Raw genomic sequence first — 17,914 nt, forward strand, 5'->3', positions numbered from 1 at the left:
GGATCCGGGCTGCCGCAGGCATGTCCGGGCTGAAGCGGAAGCGTCAGGCCGAGCGGGCCGCCGGGCTGCCGCTGTCAGCCGCGCCGGCGACGGCCTCCCAGGTCCGGTCGGCCCGTTCCTCCGCGGCCGCCTGCGCCTGCGGCTCTGCCCCGGCCGGGGCAGCGGGCGGCTTTCCGTCAAGCAGCACGAACTGGCCGACCATCCGGTTCAATTCCACCGTCTCGCCGCTCATCGCGCGGATGGCGGAGCCGGTTTCCTCCACCATGGAGGCGTTCTGCTGGGTCACCGTGTCGAGCTGGGAGACGCCGATATTGATCTCGCCCAGCCCCTGCGCCTGTTCCGCCGACTGGCGGGAAATGCCGGCCACCAGCTCTGTGATGCGGCCGACCTGGCTGACCACGGTGTCCAGCGCCCGGCCTGCGCCGTCCACCTTCTGCACCCCGTCCTTCACATGGGCTGAGCTCGCGCTGATCAGCGTCTTGATCTCCATCGCAGCGTCGGAGGAGCGCTGCGCCAGCGCCCGCACCTCGGAGGCCACTACCGCAAAGCCGCGGCCGACCTCGCCCGCGCGGGCGGCCTCGACGCCCGCGTTCAGCGCCAGCAGATTGGTCTGGAAGGCGATGTCGTCGATGACGCCGATGATCTGGCTGATCTGGTTGGAGGAAGTCTCGATTTCGTTCATCGCCGCAATGGCGCCCTCCACCACCTCGCCGCTGCGCTCGACGTCGGCGCGGGCGGCCTCGACGGCGCCCTGCACCTCCTGAGCGTTCCGGGCCGAGGAATTGACGCTGGCGGTCATCTGCTCCAGCGCGGCGGCGGTCTGCTCCAGCGTTGCCGCCTGGCTTTCGGTGCGGTTCGACAGGTCCTCCGACGCGGCGCGGATGCCGTCCGCCTGGCTTTGCAGCCGCCCCCCGGCCTGCACCACCTGGGACAGCAGCCCGTTCAGCCTGGCCACGGTTTCATTGTAATTGACCCGCAGCGGCTCGTACTCGCCGCCGAACTGATCGGTGATCTGATCGCTGAAATCGCCGGCCGCCAGCCGCTGCAGCGCCCCGCGCAGGCGCTCGATCACCGCCTCGCCTTCCTCGCGCAGGGCATTCTGCTCCTCCAGCGCCTCGACCACCCGGCCCGAGACCGCATCGATATCCTTGGCGATTTCACCGAAGTCGTCAGCCCGCATCCGGTCCGCGACCTTGAGCCTGATGTCGCCTTCCGCCACCTCCCGCAGGGCGGCACGCAGCCGCTCGATCGGCCGGGTGATGGTCAGCGTCACCGTGCGGGAGTTCCGCAGCATGATGACCGTCGCCGCCGCCGAGATCGCCAGCACCAGATACAGCAGGTTCTGGTCGTTCCGGCGCGCCGCGGAGGCGGTGTCCGCCGCCGAGACCTTGATCGCCGCGCCCAGCCGGGACAGTTTTCCGGAGATATTCGCGGAATAGGACTGGAAGGCCGGCAGCGCGTCGGCCCCCGCCTCAGTATCGGTGAAGGCCAGCGCCATCACCTCTGCGCCGCTGGTGTTGAAACCGTCGACCAGGGGCAGCAGCGAGGCCACCATTCTGCGGATGTCCTCCGGCAGCTCCAGCGCATGCAGCGCGTCCATTTCGGCACGGAATCTCTGCGCCTCCTCCTCCGCCACGGCCAGAAGCTCCGCCTTGCGGGCTTCGGCCCCGTCCTGGCCCAGCACCACCGCCGAGACCACCGCGGCGCTGATGTGGCTGTGGGCGATGTCCGCCGTCAGCTCATGCCGGACCGCCTGGGTCACGTTGATCTGGCGCTCCAGGTTCAGCTCGCTCTGCCACAGGCTGAACAGCGACACCGCGGCGAGGATCAGCACCGATGACATTGCGATAATGCCGGACAGCAGCAGCCGGCGCTTGAGGGATAACGTGCGAAACATGACAATACACCACAGGTTGTTTTGCCCCAGAGAAGATCGCCAAAGTTAATTTTCAAAAAACCTGCGGCGACCGCGCCGTTTTTTACGGTGGCTCAACGGAACGGCCAGCGCCCCGCAACAGCCCGCGCCACTGGCCTTTCGCCGCCGTCTCTGCCATAGCTGGCGGCAAGTGAAATACGCGCGAAGGCCCGGCCATGACCCAGATCGTCACCTCCCTCTCCGACATTTCCAGCCGCTACAGGGCGCTGTTCGTGGACCTGTGGGGCTGCGTCCACAACGGCATCACCGCCTTTCCCGAGGCAGTGGCGGCGCTGCAGGCCTACCGCGCCAAGGGCGGCACCGTGGTGCTGGTGACCAATTCGCCGAAACCGCGCGCGGGCGTGGCGGCGCAGCTGGGGCAGTTCAACGTGCCGGAGGACGCCTATGACACCATCGCCACCTCGGGCGATTCCGCGCGGGCGGCGATGTTCACCGGCGCGGTCGGCAACAAGGTCTATTTCATGGGCGAATGGGAGCGCGATGCGGGCTTCTTTGAGCCGCTGCATGTGATTCATGATCCGGTGGAGATCACCCGGGTGCCGCTGAAGGAGGCCGAGGGCATCGTCTGCTGCGGCCCGTTCGATCCGCAGGCCGATCCGGAGGTGAACCGGCCCGATTTCCTCTATGCCAAACAGATGGGCATGAAGCTGCTGTGCGCCAACCCGGATATCGTGGTGGACCGCGGCGAGAAACGCGAGTGGTGCGCGGGCGCGCTGGCGCGGCTTTACACCGAGATGGGCGGCGAGAGCCTGTATTTCGGCAAACCGCATCCGCCGATCTACGACCTGGCCCGCCTGCGGCTGCAGGAGGCCGCCCCGGGGATCGCCGATTCCGAGATCCTGGCGATCGGCGACGGGCCGCACACGGACATCGCCGGCGCCATGGGCGAAGGCATCGATTCCCTGTTCATCACCGGCGGGCTTGCGGCCAGAGAGACAAAAACGTCAGACCAGCCGGAGGCGGACGCGCTGGCGGCCTATCTGGCGCAGGAGCAATCCGCGCCGACCTATGCCATTGGATTCCTGCGGTAACTTCCGCCTTCCGCACTGCCGTCTGCCGGCCCGCCTCTGCAACCCTGCCCGCACCGGGCGGGGTTTTCTTTTGTCAGAAACCTCTTGATTTTCTGCAACTGCAAAGTAATAAAGTTGCGCAAGGCGTCACGCTGGCGCGCAAAAGTTACAACGCCAAACGGTCAAATGATGCGTTCAGGGCCGGGCGAACGGAGGATGAAATGTTGGACAACATGCCGCGCGGAACCATCTGCATCGAGGACATCGAGATGGGCATGGTGCGTTACCTGCGCAAAGTCATCACCGATGAGGACATCGAGAAGTTCGCCCAGGTGTCGACCGACCGCAATCCGGTGCATCTGGACGACGAGTATGCCCAGGACACCATTTTCGAGGGCCGGATCGCGCATGGGATGCTGACCGCCGGGCTGATCTCGGCGGTGATCGGCGAGCAGCTGCCCGGCCACGGCACCATCTACATGAGCCAGTCGCTGAAGTTCCTGGCGCCGGTGCGCCCGGGCGACCTGGTGCTGGCGGAGGTCGAGGTGACCGACATCGTGATCGACAAGCGCCGGGTCAAGCTGGACTGCCGCTGCATTGTCAACGGCAAGAAGGTACTGGTCGGCGAAGCCATGGTGATGGCGCCGTCGCGCAAGTTCGACTGAGTTTTCCGGTTCACAGCAGTTTCAGCCGCCGGGGGCCTTTGCCCTTGGCGGTTTTTGCTTTGCTGGCCTCTGCTGTTCCGCTCTTTCCGTTCCGTTGTGCCTGTGTCCCAGTTAAGGGGGCGGCGCCGCCGGGCGGAGGTGGACAGACCCCGCCGGGGGCCTGCTCGGACAAGCTCGCTTGGACGAGCCCCTTTTTATCGGGGCCGGTTTCCTGGTGTCGCGCTGGCAGCCGCACAGATGCCTGCGCCTCGTATCATGGCCCCGCGCGCGGGAACCATGGCGGGGGATCGCGATCATTTGAAAGTGTCGCATAGGGCCATGAGGATTGCGTGAAGGCACCGTACGCCGGGTGCGCAACACCCTGCGGATTGCCGCATCTATGGCCTGATGCTGAGGGCGGGCGCCTGCCTGCGGGGCGGCCTGCTCGGGGCAGTTTACCCCTGCAACATCCGTATGAGCAAACGAGGGAGCACTCCCCTCTGCAAAGCACCTGCCCGGCAGCGCTGCGCGCCTTGTTCCGGGCGGGGAAGAAACGTACTTCTCCCGTCCGCCCACTGGCCGCTTGAACCGCCGCGCGGCTGCGGGTACGGATGCGCCATGCGTATCGTCAGAGATTATGAATTCGTCGAACACCAGGACCGGGGCGCCACTGTCGCCATCGGCAACTTCGACGGCGTGCATCTGGGCCATCAGTCGGTGATCGAGCTGGCCCGCAAGGCGGCGCCGGACGCGCCCCTGGGGGTGATGACGTTCGAGCCGCACCCGCGCGAGTTTTTTGCGCCGGACAGCCCGCCGTTCCGGCTGATGCGCGCCGAGACCCGCGCGCACCGGCTGGAGAAGCTGGGGGTGGAGCGGCTTTATGAGCTGAACTTCAACACCGCGCTGTCGAGCCTGACGCCGGAGGAGTTCGCCCGCGACGTGATCGCCAAGGGACTAGGGCTGCGCCATGTGGTGGTCGGGGCCGATTTCTGTTTCGGCAAGGGGCGCGCGGGCAATGCCGAGGATCTGAAGCGGTTCGGCGAACAATACGGTTTTGGGGTCACCATTGCGCCCCTGATGGAATATTCCGAACACGCGGTGTCCTCCACCGCGATCCGCAACGCGCTGAGCGAAGGCCGCCCGGCGGATGCCAAGGAGATGCTGGGCCACTGGCACCGCATCGAGGGCGTGGTGATCGGCGGCGAGCAGCGCGGGCGGGAGCTGGGTTTTCCCACTGCCAACATGTCGATCGACGGGCTGCACCAGCCGCGGTTCGGGGTTTATGCGGTGCTGGTCGATGTGCTGGACGGGCCGCATGCCGGCAGCTACCGCGGCGCGGCCTCGATCGGGGTCAGGCCGATGTTCGGCGGCGTGTTGCCCAATATCGAGACCTTCCTGTTCGATTTCTCCGGCGACCTTTACGGCGCGACGCTGTCGGTGGGGCTGGTGGCCTTCCTGCGGCCGGAGCTGAAATTCGACGGGCTGGAGGCGCTGACCCGCCAGATGGATGCGGATTGTGCCGAGGCGCGTGATATACTGGCGGCGCTATGAAACCTGCAAAAGACGTGATTGACCGTTCTGGCCTGGGCAAGCGCTTCTGGGAGAAGAAGCCGCTGACCGAGCTGAACCAGAAAGAATGGGAAGCGCTGTGCGACGGCTGCGGCAAATGCTGCCTGAACAAGCTGGAGGACGAGGACACCGGCGAGGTCGCGCTGACCCGGGTGGCCTGCCGCCTGCTGGATGACAGCACCTGCCGCTGCGCCCAGTACCCGATCCGCCACCAGTTCATCCCCGAGTGCATCGTGCTGAAGCCGGATAACCTGGACACCCACGCCTACTGGATGCCGCAGACCTGCGCCTACCGGCTGCTGTGGCAGGGCAAGCCGCTGCCGGAGTGGCATCCGCTGCTGACCGGCACGCCCGAGAGCGTGCATGAGGCCGGCGTTTCGGTGCGCGGCTGGACGGTGTCGGAGTTCGAGATTTCCGAGGACGAGTGGGAAGACCACATCATCGACGAGCCCACGGGCTGAATCCGCAGCTCTGCGCCGCATCCGGAACAGTTAAACAGCACTGCAACTTAAAGTTGCATTCCGCTGCCTCCCGCCCCCATGATGAAGGAACCCCAGCGGGTTCCCCATGAGGAGGGCAGCAGATGCCATTTGAGCACGGCACCTATTTCAGCGATAAAGAAGCCTACAAGGCCAGGGAGTTCCTTACGACTTTGGGCCTCAGCAACAGCCAGGCTGCGCAGACCCAGTCCTGGCACCAGTACCAGCTGGGCAGATCCAGTCCTGGCACCAGTACCAGCTGGGCAGGCAGCTGACGGTCTGGGCCACTGTGGGGACCTGCGCCGGCATCGGGCTGGGAGTGCTGTTCGCGCAGATGTTCTGACCCGCCGTCCCTGCGGAACCGCCTTGGCATCGGCGGCGGAACTGCCTACTGCTTGGGGCAGACCCAAGACAGCTGAAGGATCCCGACCGATGCATTTCGCCTCCGACAACTCCGGCCCGGTGCCGCAGCAGATCCTCGACGCGCTGGCGCGGACCAACCAGGGCTATGCCATGGGCTATGGCGCGGATGCGGACATGGCGGAGGTGACGGAGCGGATCCGGGAGATTTTCGAGGCGCCGGAAGCGGCGGTCTACCTGGTGGCCACCGGCACCGCCGCCAATGTGCTGGCGCTGTCCACCCTGGCGCGGCCCTGGCAGACGGTGTTCTGCACCAAGCCCGCGCATATCAACATGGATGAATGCAACGCGCCGGAGTTCTACAGCGGCGGCGCCAAACTGACGCTGGTGACGGACGCCGACAAGATGACCTCCGAAGGGCTGCGCGCCGCCATCGAGGGCGAGGAGACCCGCGGCGTGCACGGGCCGCAGCGGGGGCCGGTGTCGCTGACCCAGGTGACGGAATTCGGCACCGTCTACAGCCTGAAGGAGCTGCAATCGGTCTGTGCTGCCGCCAAGGAATACGGGCTGCCGGTGCATATGGACGGCGCGCGGTTCACCAATGCGCTGGTGTCGCTGGGCTGCACGCCGGCCGAGATGACCTGGAAGGCGGGCGTTGACGCGGTGTCGTTCGGCGGCACCAAGAACGGCTGCATGGGGGTGGAAGCGGTGATCTTCTTTGACTCCAAACACGCGCAGGAGTTCGAGTACCGGCGCAAGCGCGGCGCGCATCTGTTTTCCAAGCACCGCTACCTGTCGGCGCAGATGCTGGCCTATCTGACGGATGGCCTGTGGCTGGAGAACGCCCGCGCCGCCAATGCCAAGACCGCGCTGCTGGCCGAGGGGCTGGAGGCGGCGGGGGCCCGTTTCACCCATCCGGTGCAGGCCAACATGATCTTTGCCGCCCTGCCCCGCGGCAAGCATCAGGAGCTGTTTGCGGCTGGCGCCATCTACCACCTGTGGGACGGGCTGCTGCAGGGGCCGGAGAACGAGATGGTCACTGCACGCTTCGTCTGCGACTGGTCGGTGCCGGAGGAAGATATCCGGGCATTCCTGTCGCTGCTTTGATGTGTTGCAGGGCGGCGGCTACCGCTTGCCCTGCGCCCAGAGGAGCGCATCCTCCAGCCGGTCGTCGCCCCAGAATATCTCTCCTGCGACCGCAAAGCTGGGGGCGCCGAAGATGCCCAGCGCCATCGCCTCTTCCGTGGCATCCGCGAGCATTTTCACGGTCTTGTCCGACACCGCTTCTGCCAGAACCCGGGCCGGGTCCTGGCCCGCGGCCTGCAGGCTGGCGCTGAGGTTCGGGTCCTCGCCCGCCGGCTGGCCGGCCTCGAACCAGCAGCGGTAGGCGGCCTGGGTATAGGCCTCGCCCCAGCCCTCCGCCGCGCCCAGCGCCGCAACCTGGTTGGCCAGCACCAATTCCGGCAGCGGATAGGGCGCGGGCAGCCGCACATGGAGGCCGTAGCGTCCGGCGCGGCGTTCGATATCGCGCCACATATAGGCGGTCTTTTCCGGCTTGTCCTTGAACGGGATGTTGTTCTGCACGGTCATCACGTGGCGCACGTTGAAGGGGCGCCAGCGGACGGGGATGCCTGCCTGCGCCGCCGCATCGCCGATCCGCATCACGGTGAGGTAGCTGTAGGTGCTGCCGATCGAATACCAGAAATCCAGTCCGGGCATGGGAGCCTCCTGTCAGTCTATGCCTGCGGTAGAGTTTAGCGGCGGGGCGCGGTTAATCCACCCGGCCCCGGCACCGCCCCCTGCTGCTGCAGACCGTTTTATGTTAGGATTGCGGCATCAGCGGGTGGCAAGACCCGCGTCCCGGGGCCCTGTGCGAGCAGCATTTGCCAGCGAGGGAGGGGACATTCATGACACGATCCGGAAATGACAGCGCGGCGCTGGAGTATGCCGCGGGCGGCGGGCTGCTGAGCCGCCGGATGCTGCTGGCCTCGGCTGCTGCCGGGACCGCAGCGGGGCTGCTGCAGCCGCGCGGGGCACGGGCAGAGGCGGATATCCCGGAATGGACCAAGGCCGCGGGCGCACGGGCGCGCGGTTACGGCACGCCGGCCGCGGCGGAGGCATCGGTGCAGCGCGCCATCATCGAACCCTGGCAGGACGTGGCGCCGGCCTTCAGCCTGTCGGGCACACCGCATCACCGCCTGCGCGGCACCATCACCCCCAACGGTCTGCATTACGAGGTGCATCACGGCGGCCGGCCCGACATTGACCCGGCCCGCCACCGCCTGATGATCCACGGGCTGGTGGAGCGCCCGCTGCAATTCGACCTGGAGGCGCTGGAGCGTTATCCGATGGCCACAGCCATCCATTTCCTGGAATGCGCCGGCAACAGCCTGTTCAACGCGGTGATGCCGGAGCCGATGCAGGCGGGCTGCGACATGCTGCACGGCCTTGTGTCGAACACCGAGTGGAGCGGCATCCCGGTGAAGGTGCTGATGGAGGAAGCCGGGGTGCAGCCCGAGGGCAAATGGGTGGTGGCCGCGGGTGCCGACGGGCCGAGCCTGGCGCGCTCGGTCCCGATGGAGAAGATCATGCAGGACGGCATGCTGGCGCTGTACCAGAACGGCGAGCGGATCCGGCCCGAGCAAGGCTATCCGATGCGGCTGCTGCTGCCCGGGTTCGAGGGCAACATGAACATCAAGTGGCTGACCAGCCTGTGGGTGACGGAGGCGCCGGTCCATACCAAGGATGAATCGGGGGAATACACCGAGATACTGGCCGATGGCTCCTCGCTCCAGTTCACCTTTGCAATGGGGGTGAAGAGCTTCATTACCCATCCCTCCGCCACCATGACGATGAGCGGGCCTGGGTTTTACGAGATTTCCGGGCTGGCCTGGTCCGGCGCAGGCAAGGTCGCCAAGGTCGAGGTCTCGGCCGACGGCGGCGCCAGCTGGGCCGAGGCGGCGCTGGCCGCGCCGGTGCTGCCGCAGGCGCTGACCCGGTTCAGCCTGCCCTGGCACTGGGACGGATCACCGCTGGTGCTGATGAGCCGCGCCACTGACGAAACCGGTGCGGTGCAGCCTGCGCGCGCCGACTGGAAGGCGCGCTATCACGCCTCGAGCTTCCTGCATTACAACGCCATCCAGCCCTGGCAAATCACGGCAGAAGGAGCGGTTCAGAATGTCTATCTTTAACCTTGCCACCGCCGCCCTGATGCTGACCGCCGCTGCCGCCCGCGCCGAAGGCCCCGGGCTGGGGCAGCCGCTGGAGACCGCGGAGATCCCGTTTTATGCCACCTATGTGAAACCCGATGGCACCGGCCTGCCCGAAGGCAGCGGCACCGCGGCTGACGGGGAGGCGCTTTATGCTGCGAAATGCGCCAGCTGCCACGGTGCGACCGGCAGCGAAGGCCCGGTGATGCCGCCGGTCGGCCCCAATGATATCTGGGCCAAGCCCGCGGGCAGCTATTGGCCCTATGCCACCACGCTGTTCGACTACATCCGCCGGGCAATGCCGCTGGAGGCGCCGAAGTCGCTGAGCGACGACGAGACCTATGCGCTGGCGGCCTATATCCTGGAGCGCAACGGGGTGATTGATGCGGAAACCGCGATGACGGCGGAGACCCTGCCGCAGGTGAAGATGCCGAACCACGGCAATTTCCTGGACGTCTGGGCCAGGCAGGGCGCGAAACCCTGGTGAAGGCGGCCGGGCGTCAGGTGCGGGTCCAGAAGCGGCGCAATTGGGCGGCGGTCTCTGCCGGGCGGGTGACCGGCAGCATGTGGCCTGCGCCCGGCACCTCGGCATGCGCGGCAGAGGCCAGACGGCGGCAGAGGCTGCGGGCGATGGCGGGGATCACCGGCGGGCTGCCGGCGCCGGTCAGGATCTGCACCGGCATGGTGACCACATCCAGCGCGCCGGGGGCCAGGGTGCCGTTTGCGTCCTCATGCAGCACCGCTCGGCTGGCCATCACCACCGGCATCGCGCGGACCATCGCGGCGCGGGCGGGAGCGGGCAGATCGGGCCATTTCGGCTCCCCCGGCCCCCACATGCGGTTGAACAGCCGGGTTGCCAGTTCGCGGTCGCCTGCCGCCCAGGCAGCTTCGGCGGGCCGGCTGGCCTCCTCCAGCGCGGCAAAGGCGGCGGGGTCCTCGTCCCGCGCGGCGGCGAACAGCACCGGTTCGATCAGCGTGAGGCTGCGCACCAGGTCCGGGCGGGCCATCGCCATCCGCAGCGCCACCGTGGCGCCGAAGGAATGGCCTACGAGGTCCAAGGGACCCGTCAGCAGCGCGAGCCCCGCCTGCACGTTCAAGAGCTGGTAGTTGCCCTGCCCGTCCCAGTCCGGGCTGCGGCCGTGGCTGAGCATGTCGAAAGCGGTGAGCGTGATCTCCTCTGCCATCGCCTCTGCCACCCCGCGCCAGGCGCCGGAGTGGGCCAGCGAGCAATGCACGGCCAGCACCGGCCGCGGGCCATGGCCGAAACTGCGGCGGAAAACCTGCGGGGCGCGGCTCATGCGGCCGGCCCTGCGGCGCCCGGAGTTTGACACAGGGTTGAAGGGCCTTGCCTGGATGCCACCAAAAGCTGTTTCTCCCGCTTAGAACTTTGCGCGAGGGTAAGTGCATGGTAAGCGGGGTTCAATATCACGAATCTGACACATTGCCATTGCTGCCTGGGGATCACAGCCAATGCCGACCTTGAACGAACCCAAGCTGATTGCTGGGAACGCCAACCTCCCTCTTGCCCAAGCCATTACCCGCCGGATGAGCATGCACCGCGGTGTTGACCAGGGGCTGGTGGACGCCCGCGTCGAGCGGTTCAACGACGGCGAGATCTTCGTCGAAGTTTACGAGAACGTCCGCGGCGAGGACATGTTCATCATCCAGCCGACCTCGAACCCGGCCAATGACAACCTGATGGAGCTCTTGATCATCGCCGACGCGCTGCGCCGCTCCTCGGCCCAGCGCATCACCGCGGTGATCCCCTACTTCGGCTATGCCCGCCAGGACCGGCGCACCAAGGCGCGCACGCCGATCTCGGCCAAGCTGGTCGCCAACATGCTGACCGGCGCGGGCATCGAGCGGGTTCTGACCATGGACCTGCACGCGGCGCAGATCCAGGGCTTCTTCGACATTCCGGTCGACAACCTCTATGCCTCGCCGATCTTTGCGCTGGATGTGAAAGACCAGTTCAAGGACCGGATGGACGAGCTGATGGTGGTCAGCCCCGACGTCGGCGGCGTGGCCCGGGCCCGCGAGCTGGCCAAGCGCATCAGCGCGCCGCTGTCGATCGTCGACAAGCGCCGCGAGAAGGCCGGCGAAGTGGCGGAGATGACCGTGATCGGCGACGTGAAAGACAAGATCTGCCTGATCGTCGATGACATGTGCGACACCGCCGGCACTCTGTGCAAGGCCGCGCAGGTGCTCTTGGACAACGGCGCCAAGGAAGTGCACGCCTATATCACCCACGGCGTGATGAGCGGCCCGGCGGTGGAGCGCGTCACCAACTCGGTGATGAAATCGCTGGTGCTGACCGACACCATCCAGCCGACCGAAGCGGTGATCAATGCGCCGAACATCCGCATCGTGCCGACCGCGCCGCTGTTCACCCAGGCGATCCTGAACATCTGGCACGGCACCTCGGTGTCGTCGCTGTTTGAGGACAAGACGCTGGTTCCGATCTACGAGAGTCTCTATTCCAACGGCGGCTGAGGCGGCTGTTTGACGAATTTGAAAAGCCCCGCACTTGCGGGGCTTTTTTGCTTTTTAGGCGCTGGCGCGGTGCCGGGCTGGATAGAGTGCGGCAATCAGTGCAGCCGCAGCCATCAGGCCCAGCACCGCGGCGGCGCCTGAAAAGGTGCCGCCATAGCCCCAGCGCACGATGGCAGGGGTGGTGAAAAACGGCGACAGGAACTGGCCGCAGAACACAGACGCGGTGAGGATCGCACCAGCCGTGCCACGCCGTTCTGAAGGAGCCAGCGCCAGCGCAATGGCGACAAAGCCGGGGGAGACCGTGGCGTAGCCGATGCCGACACCCATGGCGCCTGCGAGGGACAGCGCCGCGCTGCCCTGCTGTGCCAGCACGGCAAGACCTGCGGCCAAGGCACAATAGCCGAGGGCAAAGATGGCGGCGTGGGATAGTTTTGATTTCAGCCGCCCGTAGAAAAGTGCGGCGACACCGCCGCAAAGCGACAGCAGACCCAACCCAGCCCCGGTCATAAGCGCGCTGTTGAGGCCCTGGGCGGCAAAGAAGAAGGGCAGCTGTGTCGGCATCATGAAGAACAGGCCGTTGGTCAGCATCTGCAGCGCCGAAACAGCTAGGACCAGTGGCAGCCAGGCCGGGTGGCCCGGAGCCTCTGCCTGCCCTGCCCCGCCGGTGCTGCGACGGGGTTCGGGAGCGTGGCGCCAAACGGCGTAGAGGCACAGGAAAGCCAGCCCGTAGATCAGAAACGGCAGCCGCGGCGACTGCGTGGCCGCCAGCCCGGCAGTGCCGATGAACAGCAGCCCGCCGAAGTTGCGCGCCGAGATCTGCAGGCCGGTTAGCGCCTGGCGGCAGGCACCGGTGAAATAGTCGCCGATCAGCGCGGTCTGCGCGGTCATGATCAGCCCGACAGAGATACCGAGGCCAAAGCGGCTGGCGAGCATTAGCTGCAGGTCTGGCAGGTAAAAGCCCGCGGTGCCGCACAGGAGGAACAGCCAGATGCCCGCCAGAAGAACGCGCCGCCGCCCGTTGCGGTCAGTGAGCCAGCCTGCCAGCGGCGCGGTCAGCATCACCCCCAGCGAGGGCGCGGTGACCAGCAGCCGCACCATAAAGCCCGCATCAGGCACCTCTGCAAACTCCTGCTCCAGCCCTGCCAGCGCCGGGCTGATAGTGGCATTGGCCATCACCGTGAGGCTGGCCGCCATCAGGAGCGCCAGTGCCTGCGGCTGCCGCCAGAGGGGTGTTTCGAATGGTGTCATGCTGAAAATCCTTGTCCGATCCGTTCAAGGCTGGCAGCCTGCCAATTAAAGCCAGCTTGAGGTCAAGGATGAAACTTCTGGATATCGGCGAGGTGGCGGAACGCTCCGGCGTGGCCCCCTCGGCGCTGCGCTACTATGAGGAAATCGGGCTGATCGCCTCGGCCGGGCGCAAGGGGCTCAGGCGGCAGTACGGAGCGGCGACCCTGCTGCAGCTGTCGCTGATAACGCTGGGCAAGGCGGCGGGGTTTTCGCTGCAGGAGATCGCCGGCATGTTCGGCCAGGACGGCCGGCCCGACCTGCCGCGGGACCAGCTGCATGCGCGCGCCGATGCGCTGGAGGCGCAGATCCGCGAGCTGACGGCCCTGAAGGACGCGCTGCGCCATGTGGCGGACTGCCCGGCGCCCAGCCATCTGGAGTGCCCCAAGTTTCAGAAGCTGCTGCGGGCCGGGTCGATTACGGCGGAGGTTTAGCCGACGTCCCAGTCATCGGCATGGGGCAGCTCGCCGATGGCCAGCCAGGCAGCCCGCAGGCGGGCGGCGCGGCTGTCGGCCCAGGTGCGGAAAACGATGTCGAAGCCGTGGCAGGTGATGTTTTCCGCCACCAGTTCGGCGCGGATAGCGGCGGAAGTGTCCATGTCCCAGAGCGACACCGACACATGCACCGCGGGCGGGCGGGCATAGGCCTCGGCGAATGCGACCGCCTTGCGCCGCACCCTCGGGCCGGAGCCGGTCCACATCTCGCCGCCCTTCTCGAAGTCCGAGAAGACTTCGACATCCCCCTGTTCGATCCCGGTGCGGGGATTGCGCAGTCGTTTCATTCCCGTCCTCAAGCTGTTCGGCCGTTTCTCAGGGTAAGTCATACAGCGCGGGAATCCAGAGACCAGCACAAACGCCGTGCGGCCCGTTTCCGGCGGTGCAGCTGTTTTTCCTGAGGGGCAAAAACACCATCTCCAATCGGAAACTTTTCCCGGTTTGCGCACGCAAATCCCCCCATGTCGCAAAAGATACAGATTCCGGCGCACAGGGATCGTGCCCGGGACCGCGATCTCTGGTGTGTGGCTGCATCCGCCGCACGCAGGCGATCTGACCTTAAGGAGGAGACACCCGTGTCACCAAATGATCCCCCCCTTGCCAAGCCCGGTTTCTGGCTGGCGCTGCTGCCCATCGTGCTGACGCTGGCCGTGCTGGGCATGCAACTGTTCTACTTCGGCGATTTCACCCCGCATATCCCGCTGGCGATCGGCATTGCCCTCACCGGGCTGGTGGGGCTGTCGCTGGGCCACAAGTGGGACAATATCGAACAGGGCGTGTTCCACGTCGTGACCATTTCGCTGCAATCGCTGGCGATCCTGATCACCGTGGGCATGATCGTCGGCATCTGGATTGCCAGCGGCACCGTGCCGACGCTGATCTATTACGGGCTGAAGATCCTGTCGCCGGAGCTGTTCCTGGCCGCGGGCATGCTGCTGTGCTCCATCGTGTCAGTGTCGCTGGGCACCTCCTGGGGCACCGTCGGCACCGTCGGCCTGGCGCTGATGGGCATCGGCGCGGGTTTCGGCATCCCGATGTACTGGACCGCCGGCGCCGTGGTCTCGGGCGCCTTCTTCGGCGACAAGATCTCGCCCCTGTCGGACACCACCAACCTGGCACCCGCCGTCACCGGCACCAACCTGTTCGACCACATCCGCAACATGCTGCCGACCACCATCCCGTCGATGCTGATCGCGCTGGTAATCTACCTGGCCGTGGGCTTCACCCTGATCGACACCTCGCAGGTGTCGTTCGAGCGCATCGAGGCGATCACCGCGGCGCTGGACGAGGCGTTCTGGATTTCCCCCGTCATGCTGCTGCCCGCGCTGCTGGTGATCGCGCTGGCGGTGAAGAAGCAGCCGCCGGTGCCGTCGCTGTTTGCCGGCGCCGTGCTGGGCGGCATCATGGCCATCGCGTTCCAGGGCGAAGGCCTGCACGAGACTTTCACCTACGCCAACAGCGGCTTCTCCATCGACACCGGCGTGCCGGAGATCGACCCGCTGCTGAACCGCGGCGGCATCCAGTCGATGATGTGGACCATTTCGCTGGTGCTGCTGGCGCTGGGGTTCGGCGGCGCGCTGGAGCGGACCGGTTGTTTGCAGGCGATCATCGAGGTGATCATCGCCCGGGTGAAAAGCTTTGCCGGCATCCAGACATCGGCGATCCTGACCTCGGTGGCGACCAACACCGTGGCGGGCGACCCCTATCTGTCGATCGCCCTGCCCGGCCGCATGTACGCGCCGGTCTACCGCGGCATGAAGTATTCGCCGCTGAACCTGTCGCGCGCCGTCGAGGAAGGCGGCACGCTGGTATCGCCGCTGATCCCCTGGAACGCCGGCGGTGCCTTTGTGATCTCGGCGCTGGCGCTGGGGATCGCCGACGGCAATTTCGAGAACCTGCTGTACATCCCGCTGGCCTTTGCCTGCTGGCTGTCACCGCTGATCGGTATCTTCTATGCGGTGACCGGGCTGTTCTCGCCCAAGGCCAGCGACGCCGAGGTCGCCGCCTGGGAGGACACCGGCGAAGCGGTGTCCGAAGTTCCCGCCTGAACACACGGCGCGCCGGGGCCGGCCCCCGGCGCGCCTTGATGTGATCCACGCATCTGGTAGGGTACCGTCATGCATCCCCGCAGCTTTGTCCCGAAAGGTGCGGCCAGTTTCCGGGTCGACTACGACGGGCCGCCCAAAGACATCTATTTCCTGCTTCTGCCGAAGCTGACCATGCTGGCCTTCAGCGCCGCGGTGGAGCCGTTGCGGATTGCCAATCAGGTCACCGGCAAAGAGCTGTACCGCTGGTTCCTGATGAGCGAGGACGGCGCGCCGGTGGCCTGTTCCAACGGCATCGAAATCAACACCGGAATGGGGCTGGAGGACCTGCCGCGCGGCAGTTTCGCCTTTGTCTGCGCGGGCACCGAGCCCGCCGCCAGCGCCAGCCCCAAGGCGCTGGCCTGGATCCGGCGCCAGTACGCCCACGGCAGCCGGTTCGGCGGCATCTGCACCGGCGCCTTCGCGCTGGCGCAGACCGGCATCCTGCAGGCGCAGCGGTTCACCCTGCACTGGGAGAACCAGCCCGCCTTCACCGAGCACTTCCCGGAACTGGAGCCGAGCGCCAACCTCTATGAGATCGACGGCGGGCTGATGACCTGCGGCGGCGGCAATGCGGCCACCGACATGATCCTGGAGATGATCGAGACCGACCACGGCAAGGACCTGGCGGTGATCGTGTCGGACATGTGCATCCACTTCCGCTCCAACAACCGCGAGGCGCTGCAGAAGTCGGCCTATTCGGTGGCGCTGAGCAGCCGCAACCAGCATCTGATCACTGCGATGCAGTACATGCACGACACCATCGAGGAGCCGGTGGAAGTCGGCGCGGTGGCCGAGCATGCCGGCATTTCGCGGCGCCAGCTGGAGCGGCTGTTCCAGCGCTATGTCGGAACCTCGCCGGTGCAGTTCTACATCGACTTGCGGGTGGGCCGGGCGCTGGCACTGCTGAACGAGACCAACATGACAGTAGCAGAAATATCCGCCGCCACCGGTTTCAGCAGCGCGACGCAGCTGTCGATCCGTTTCAAGAAGCGCTACGGGCAGTCGCCCGCGTCCTTCCGCAAGAGCTGGGCAGAGCAGAAAACCTGACCGCGGCGGCCGGTCAGGCCTCCTCGCTGGCGAGCGCGTTGCTGAGTTCGGAGATCCGTTCGAGCCGTGCCGATATCCGGTCCTGGAACAGGCCCAGCTCGTCGATGATCGAGTTCAGCGATTCCCCGACATTGCCCAGGCGGGCGCATTCGATCTTGCACAGCACCCGGGTGGTGGTCAGCGCCATGAAATGGCGGTGCAGCGTCTGGCAGGCCTTCTGGATGCGCCCGGCCTCGAAGCGGACGTCCTGCAGGCTGCTGCGGGCCTTGCCGAACTGGATCTCGGTGAGCTGGTTCAGAATGCCCTGCTCGCGGAGGATATCAACCGCTGCGGTGGTGCCTTCCTGCTCCAGCTGGCGGGCGCATTCAGTGAGGATGCGGGCCAGGCCTTCGACGAAGATGGCGGCTGTCACCGTGCCCTTGATGGCGCGGAAATTGCTGTCCTTGCCCCAGACGTGGGCTTCGAACCAGCTCGACATGTCGCGCGACATCGAACTGTAGTTCTGCGACAGCACCGTCACCGGGCCGCCTGCCGGCTCGATCCGCGAGGCAATGACCCGCAGGTTATGGGGAATGGTGCGCATGGATTCGAATTCCTGCACCAGCGCCTCGGTTTCCCCGACCAGCGTGCCGGCGGTGCCGTGCATCGCGCGGCGTTCAGCCAGGCGGGCGCAGGCCGGGCGTTTCAGGCCGGCATCGCGGGCCAGAAGCTCCTCGGCCAGGGCGTGGCCGGCAAAATCATCGTAGGTGGCATAGCCGAGCTCCTTGAGGCGGGCCAGCAGCCGGTCCGCGCTGTCCTGCGGGCTCAGCGCCCCGGCCTGTTCCGCCTGATGCAGTCTGGCATATTCCTGCTGCACCGTCTTGAGCAGCGGGCTGGTCGGCTTGATCCGGGCCGACAGGTAGCCGCCCTCGCAGGGGGTGACCACCGCAAAGACCCAGTAATAGCTGCCGTCGCGGGCGCGGTTCTTGACATAGGCGCCGACGGTGCCGCCGCCCTTGATGGTGTCCCACAACAGCTGGAACACGGCACGCGGCATGTCCGGGTGGCGGATCACCTTGTGCGGCGCGCCCAGAAGCTCCTCCATCCGGTATTTGGCGACCCGGCTGAACACGGCGTTGCCGGCCTGGATCACACCGCGGGGATCGGTGCGGGAAAAGAACACTTCATCGAGGGCAAAGGCCGATTCACGGCCCGAGGATTGAGCTGCCAGAGCGCGGTCTTCAAAGGACACGTTTCGGTTCCTGTCGGTGGTTGTCTCGTGGTGCCACCTGTCTAACGGCCAGTGCTTGTCAAATCGCTAAT

At 66.4% G+C, this 17,914-nt stretch carries 18 protein-coding genes; 12 read left to right on the forward strand and 6 right to left on the reverse strand.

Annotation, left to right across the window (positions count from 1 at the left end):
* Window positions 1–43: 43 nt before the first annotated feature.
* On the reverse strand, window positions 44–1,897 hold the full coding sequence (locus KUV26_RS06560; protein ID WP_222507763.1) for a methyl-accepting chemotaxis protein: 1,854 nt from the start codon (window positions 1,895–1,897) through the stop codon (window positions 44–46).
* A gap of 194 nt (window positions 1,898–2,091) precedes the next feature.
* Between KUV26_RS06560 and KUV26_RS06565 the strand changes: the two genes are divergently transcribed.
* The 6 genes from KUV26_RS06565 to KUV26_RS06590 all read left to right on the forward strand — a co-directional run bounded on the left by KUV26_RS06565 (window position 2,092) and on the right by KUV26_RS06590 (window position 7,105).
* Entirely contained in the window at window positions 2,092–2,967 is an 876-nt protein-coding gene (locus tag KUV26_RS06565) for a TIGR01459 family HAD-type hydrolase (RefSeq protein ID WP_222507764.1), read from the forward strand.
* Between the two features lie 200 nt (window positions 2,968–3,167).
* Window positions 3,168–3,611, forward strand: a complete 444-nt coding sequence (locus tag KUV26_RS06570; RefSeq protein WP_222507765.1) for a MaoC family dehydratase — start codon at window positions 3,168–3,170, stop codon at window positions 3,609–3,611.
* 597 nt (window positions 3,612–4,208) lie between these two features.
* Window positions 4,209–5,141, forward strand: coding sequence for a bifunctional riboflavin kinase/FAD synthetase (locus KUV26_RS06575; protein ID WP_222507766.1), 933 nt, complete (start codon window positions 4,209–4,211; stop codon window positions 5,139–5,141).
* Window positions 5,138–5,620 carry a YcgN family cysteine cluster protein gene (locus KUV26_RS06580; RefSeq protein ID WP_222504914.1) on the forward strand — a complete coding sequence of 161 codons (483 nt, stop codon included), beginning with the start codon at window positions 5,138–5,140 and terminating at the stop codon, window positions 5,618–5,620. The genes KUV26_RS06575 and KUV26_RS06580 overlap by 4 nt, the downstream gene beginning before the upstream one ends.
* A gap of 122 nt (window positions 5,621–5,742) precedes the next feature.
* Complete coding sequence (locus KUV26_RS06585; RefSeq protein ID WP_222507767.1) at window positions 5,743–5,913, forward strand: hypothetical protein; 171 nt, start codon at window positions 5,743–5,745, stop codon at window positions 5,911–5,913.
* Between the two features lie 157 nt (window positions 5,914–6,070).
* A complete protein-coding gene (locus tag KUV26_RS06590) occupies window positions 6,071–7,105 on the forward strand; it encodes a threonine aldolase family protein (RefSeq protein WP_222507768.1) in 1,035 nt (344 codons plus the stop codon).
* Window positions 7,106–7,123: 18 nt separating this feature from the next.
* Here KUV26_RS06590 and KUV26_RS06595 read toward each other — a convergent pair whose 3' ends face one another.
* Entirely contained in the window at window positions 7,124–7,717 is a 594-nt protein-coding gene (locus KUV26_RS06595; RefSeq protein WP_222504917.1) for a 2-hydroxychromene-2-carboxylate isomerase, read from the reverse strand.
* Between the two features lie 188 nt (window positions 7,718–7,905).
* Between KUV26_RS06595 and soxC the strand changes: the two genes are divergently transcribed.
* Window positions 7,906–9,189, forward strand: a complete 1,284-nt coding sequence (soxC, locus tag KUV26_RS06600; protein WP_222507769.1) for a sulfite dehydrogenase — start codon at window positions 7,906–7,908, stop codon at window positions 9,187–9,189.
* Window positions 9,176–9,694 carry a c-type cytochrome gene (locus KUV26_RS06605; RefSeq protein ID WP_222507770.1) on the forward strand — a complete coding sequence of 173 codons (519 nt, stop codon included), beginning with the start codon at window positions 9,176–9,178 and terminating at the stop codon, window positions 9,692–9,694. The genes soxC and KUV26_RS06605 overlap by 14 nt, the downstream gene beginning before the upstream one ends.
* A 13-nt stretch (window positions 9,695–9,707) precedes the next feature.
* Here KUV26_RS06605 and KUV26_RS06610 read toward each other — a convergent pair whose 3' ends face one another.
* Window positions 9,708–10,505, reverse strand: coding sequence for an alpha/beta fold hydrolase (locus tag KUV26_RS06610; protein WP_222504920.1), 798 nt, complete (start codon window positions 10,503–10,505; stop codon window positions 9,708–9,710).
* A gap of 172 nt (window positions 10,506–10,677) precedes the next feature.
* Between KUV26_RS06610 and KUV26_RS06615 the strand changes: the two genes are divergently transcribed.
* Window positions 10,678–11,700 carry a ribose-phosphate pyrophosphokinase gene (locus KUV26_RS06615; protein ID WP_222507771.1) on the forward strand — a complete coding sequence of 341 codons (1,023 nt, stop codon included), beginning with the start codon at window positions 10,678–10,680 and terminating at the stop codon, window positions 11,698–11,700.
* 54 nt (window positions 11,701–11,754) lie between these two features.
* On the opposite strand, the gene KUV26_RS06620 is transcribed toward KUV26_RS06615, so the two are convergent.
* Entirely contained in the window at window positions 11,755–12,948 is a 1,194-nt protein-coding gene (locus KUV26_RS06620) for an MFS transporter (protein ID WP_222507772.1), read from the reverse strand.
* A gap of 68 nt (window positions 12,949–13,016) precedes the next feature.
* On the opposite strand from KUV26_RS06620, the gene KUV26_RS06625 reads away from it, so the two are divergent.
* Window positions 13,017–13,418: a helix-turn-helix domain-containing protein gene (locus tag KUV26_RS06625; RefSeq protein WP_222507773.1), complete on the forward strand. Its 402-nt coding sequence runs from the start codon at window positions 13,017–13,019 to the stop codon at window positions 13,416–13,418.
* On the opposite strand, the gene KUV26_RS06630 is transcribed toward KUV26_RS06625, so the two are convergent.
* Window positions 13,415–13,765, reverse strand: a complete 351-nt coding sequence (locus tag KUV26_RS06630; protein ID WP_222504924.1) for an H-type lectin domain-containing protein — start codon at window positions 13,763–13,765, stop codon at window positions 13,415–13,417. The genes KUV26_RS06625 and KUV26_RS06630 overlap by 4 nt on opposite strands.
* A 288-nt stretch (window positions 13,766–14,053) precedes the next feature.
* Here KUV26_RS06630 and nhaC point away from each other — a divergent pair, with 288 nt between their 5' ends.
* Complete coding sequence (gene nhaC / locus KUV26_RS06635; RefSeq protein ID WP_222504925.1) at window positions 14,054–15,526, forward strand: Na+/H+ antiporter NhaC; 1,473 nt, start codon at window positions 14,054–14,056, stop codon at window positions 15,524–15,526.
* Window positions 15,527–15,595: 69 nt separating this feature from the next.
* Window positions 15,596–16,612, forward strand: coding sequence for a GlxA family transcriptional regulator (locus tag KUV26_RS06640; protein ID WP_222504926.1), 1,017 nt, complete (start codon window positions 15,596–15,598; stop codon window positions 16,610–16,612).
* Between the two features lie 13 nt (window positions 16,613–16,625).
* On the opposite strand, the gene KUV26_RS06645 is transcribed toward KUV26_RS06640, so the two are convergent.
* Window positions 16,626–17,843, reverse strand: coding sequence for a PAS domain-containing protein (locus tag KUV26_RS06645; protein ID WP_222507774.1), 1,218 nt, complete (start codon window positions 17,841–17,843; stop codon window positions 16,626–16,628).
* Window positions 17,844–17,914: the final 71 nt, after the last annotated feature.

The organism is Leisingera daeponensis (genome assembly GCF_019801465.1).
Classification (GTDB): domain Bacteria; phylum Pseudomonadota; class Alphaproteobacteria; order Rhodobacterales; family Rhodobacteraceae; genus Leisingera; species Leisingera daeponensis_A.

What these genes read in the sequence shown, in the direction of transcription:
- KUV26_RS06625 (WP_222507773.1), top strand. Translation starts at nt 13,017, where the DNA reads ATGAAACTTCTGGATATCGGCGAGGTGGCGGAACGCTCCGGCGTGGCC.
- KUV26_RS06560 (WP_222507763.1), bottom strand. Translation starts at nt 1,897, where the DNA reads ATGTTTCGCACGTTATCCCTCAAGCGCCGGCTGCTGCTGTCCGGCATT.
- KUV26_RS06605 (WP_222507770.1), top strand. Translation starts at nt 9,176, where the DNA reads ATGTCTATCTTTAACCTTGCCACCGCCGCCCTGATGCTGACCGCCGCT.
- KUV26_RS06620 (WP_222507772.1), bottom strand. Translation starts at nt 12,948, where the DNA reads ATGACACCATTCGAAACACCCCTCTGGCGGCAGCCGCAGGCACTGGCG.
- KUV26_RS06585 (WP_222507767.1), top strand. Translation starts at nt 5,743, where the DNA reads ATGCCATTTGAGCACGGCACCTATTTCAGCGATAAAGAAGCCTACAAG.
- KUV26_RS06610 (WP_222504920.1), bottom strand. Translation starts at nt 10,505, where the DNA reads ATGAGCCGCGCCCCGCAGGTTTTCCGCCGCAGTTTCGGCCATGGCCCG.
- KUV26_RS06630 (WP_222504924.1), bottom strand. Translation starts at nt 13,765, where the DNA reads ATGAAACGACTGCGCAATCCCCGCACCGGGATCGAACAGGGGGATGTC.
- KUV26_RS06570 (WP_222507765.1), top strand. Translation starts at nt 3,168, where the DNA reads ATGTTGGACAACATGCCGCGCGGAACCATCTGCATCGAGGACATCGAG.
- KUV26_RS06565 (WP_222507764.1), top strand. Translation starts at nt 2,092, where the DNA reads ATGACCCAGATCGTCACCTCCCTCTCCGACATTTCCAGCCGCTACAGG.
- KUV26_RS06640 (WP_222504926.1), top strand. Translation starts at nt 15,596, where the DNA reads ATGCATCCCCGCAGCTTTGTCCCGAAAGGTGCGGCCAGTTTCCGGGTC.
- KUV26_RS06590 (WP_222507768.1), top strand. Translation starts at nt 6,071, where the DNA reads ATGCATTTCGCCTCCGACAACTCCGGCCCGGTGCCGCAGCAGATCCTC.
- KUV26_RS06615 (WP_222507771.1), top strand. Translation starts at nt 10,678, where the DNA reads ATGCCGACCTTGAACGAACCCAAGCTGATTGCTGGGAACGCCAACCTC.
- soxC (WP_222507769.1), top strand. Translation starts at nt 7,906, where the DNA reads ATGACACGATCCGGAAATGACAGCGCGGCGCTGGAGTATGCCGCGGGC.
- KUV26_RS06580 (WP_222504914.1), top strand. Translation starts at nt 5,138, where the DNA reads ATGAAACCTGCAAAAGACGTGATTGACCGTTCTGGCCTGGGCAAGCGC.
- KUV26_RS06595 (WP_222504917.1), bottom strand. Translation starts at nt 7,717, where the DNA reads ATGCCCGGACTGGATTTCTGGTATTCGATCGGCAGCACCTACAGCTAC.
- KUV26_RS06575 (WP_222507766.1), top strand. Translation starts at nt 4,209, where the DNA reads ATGCGTATCGTCAGAGATTATGAATTCGTCGAACACCAGGACCGGGGC.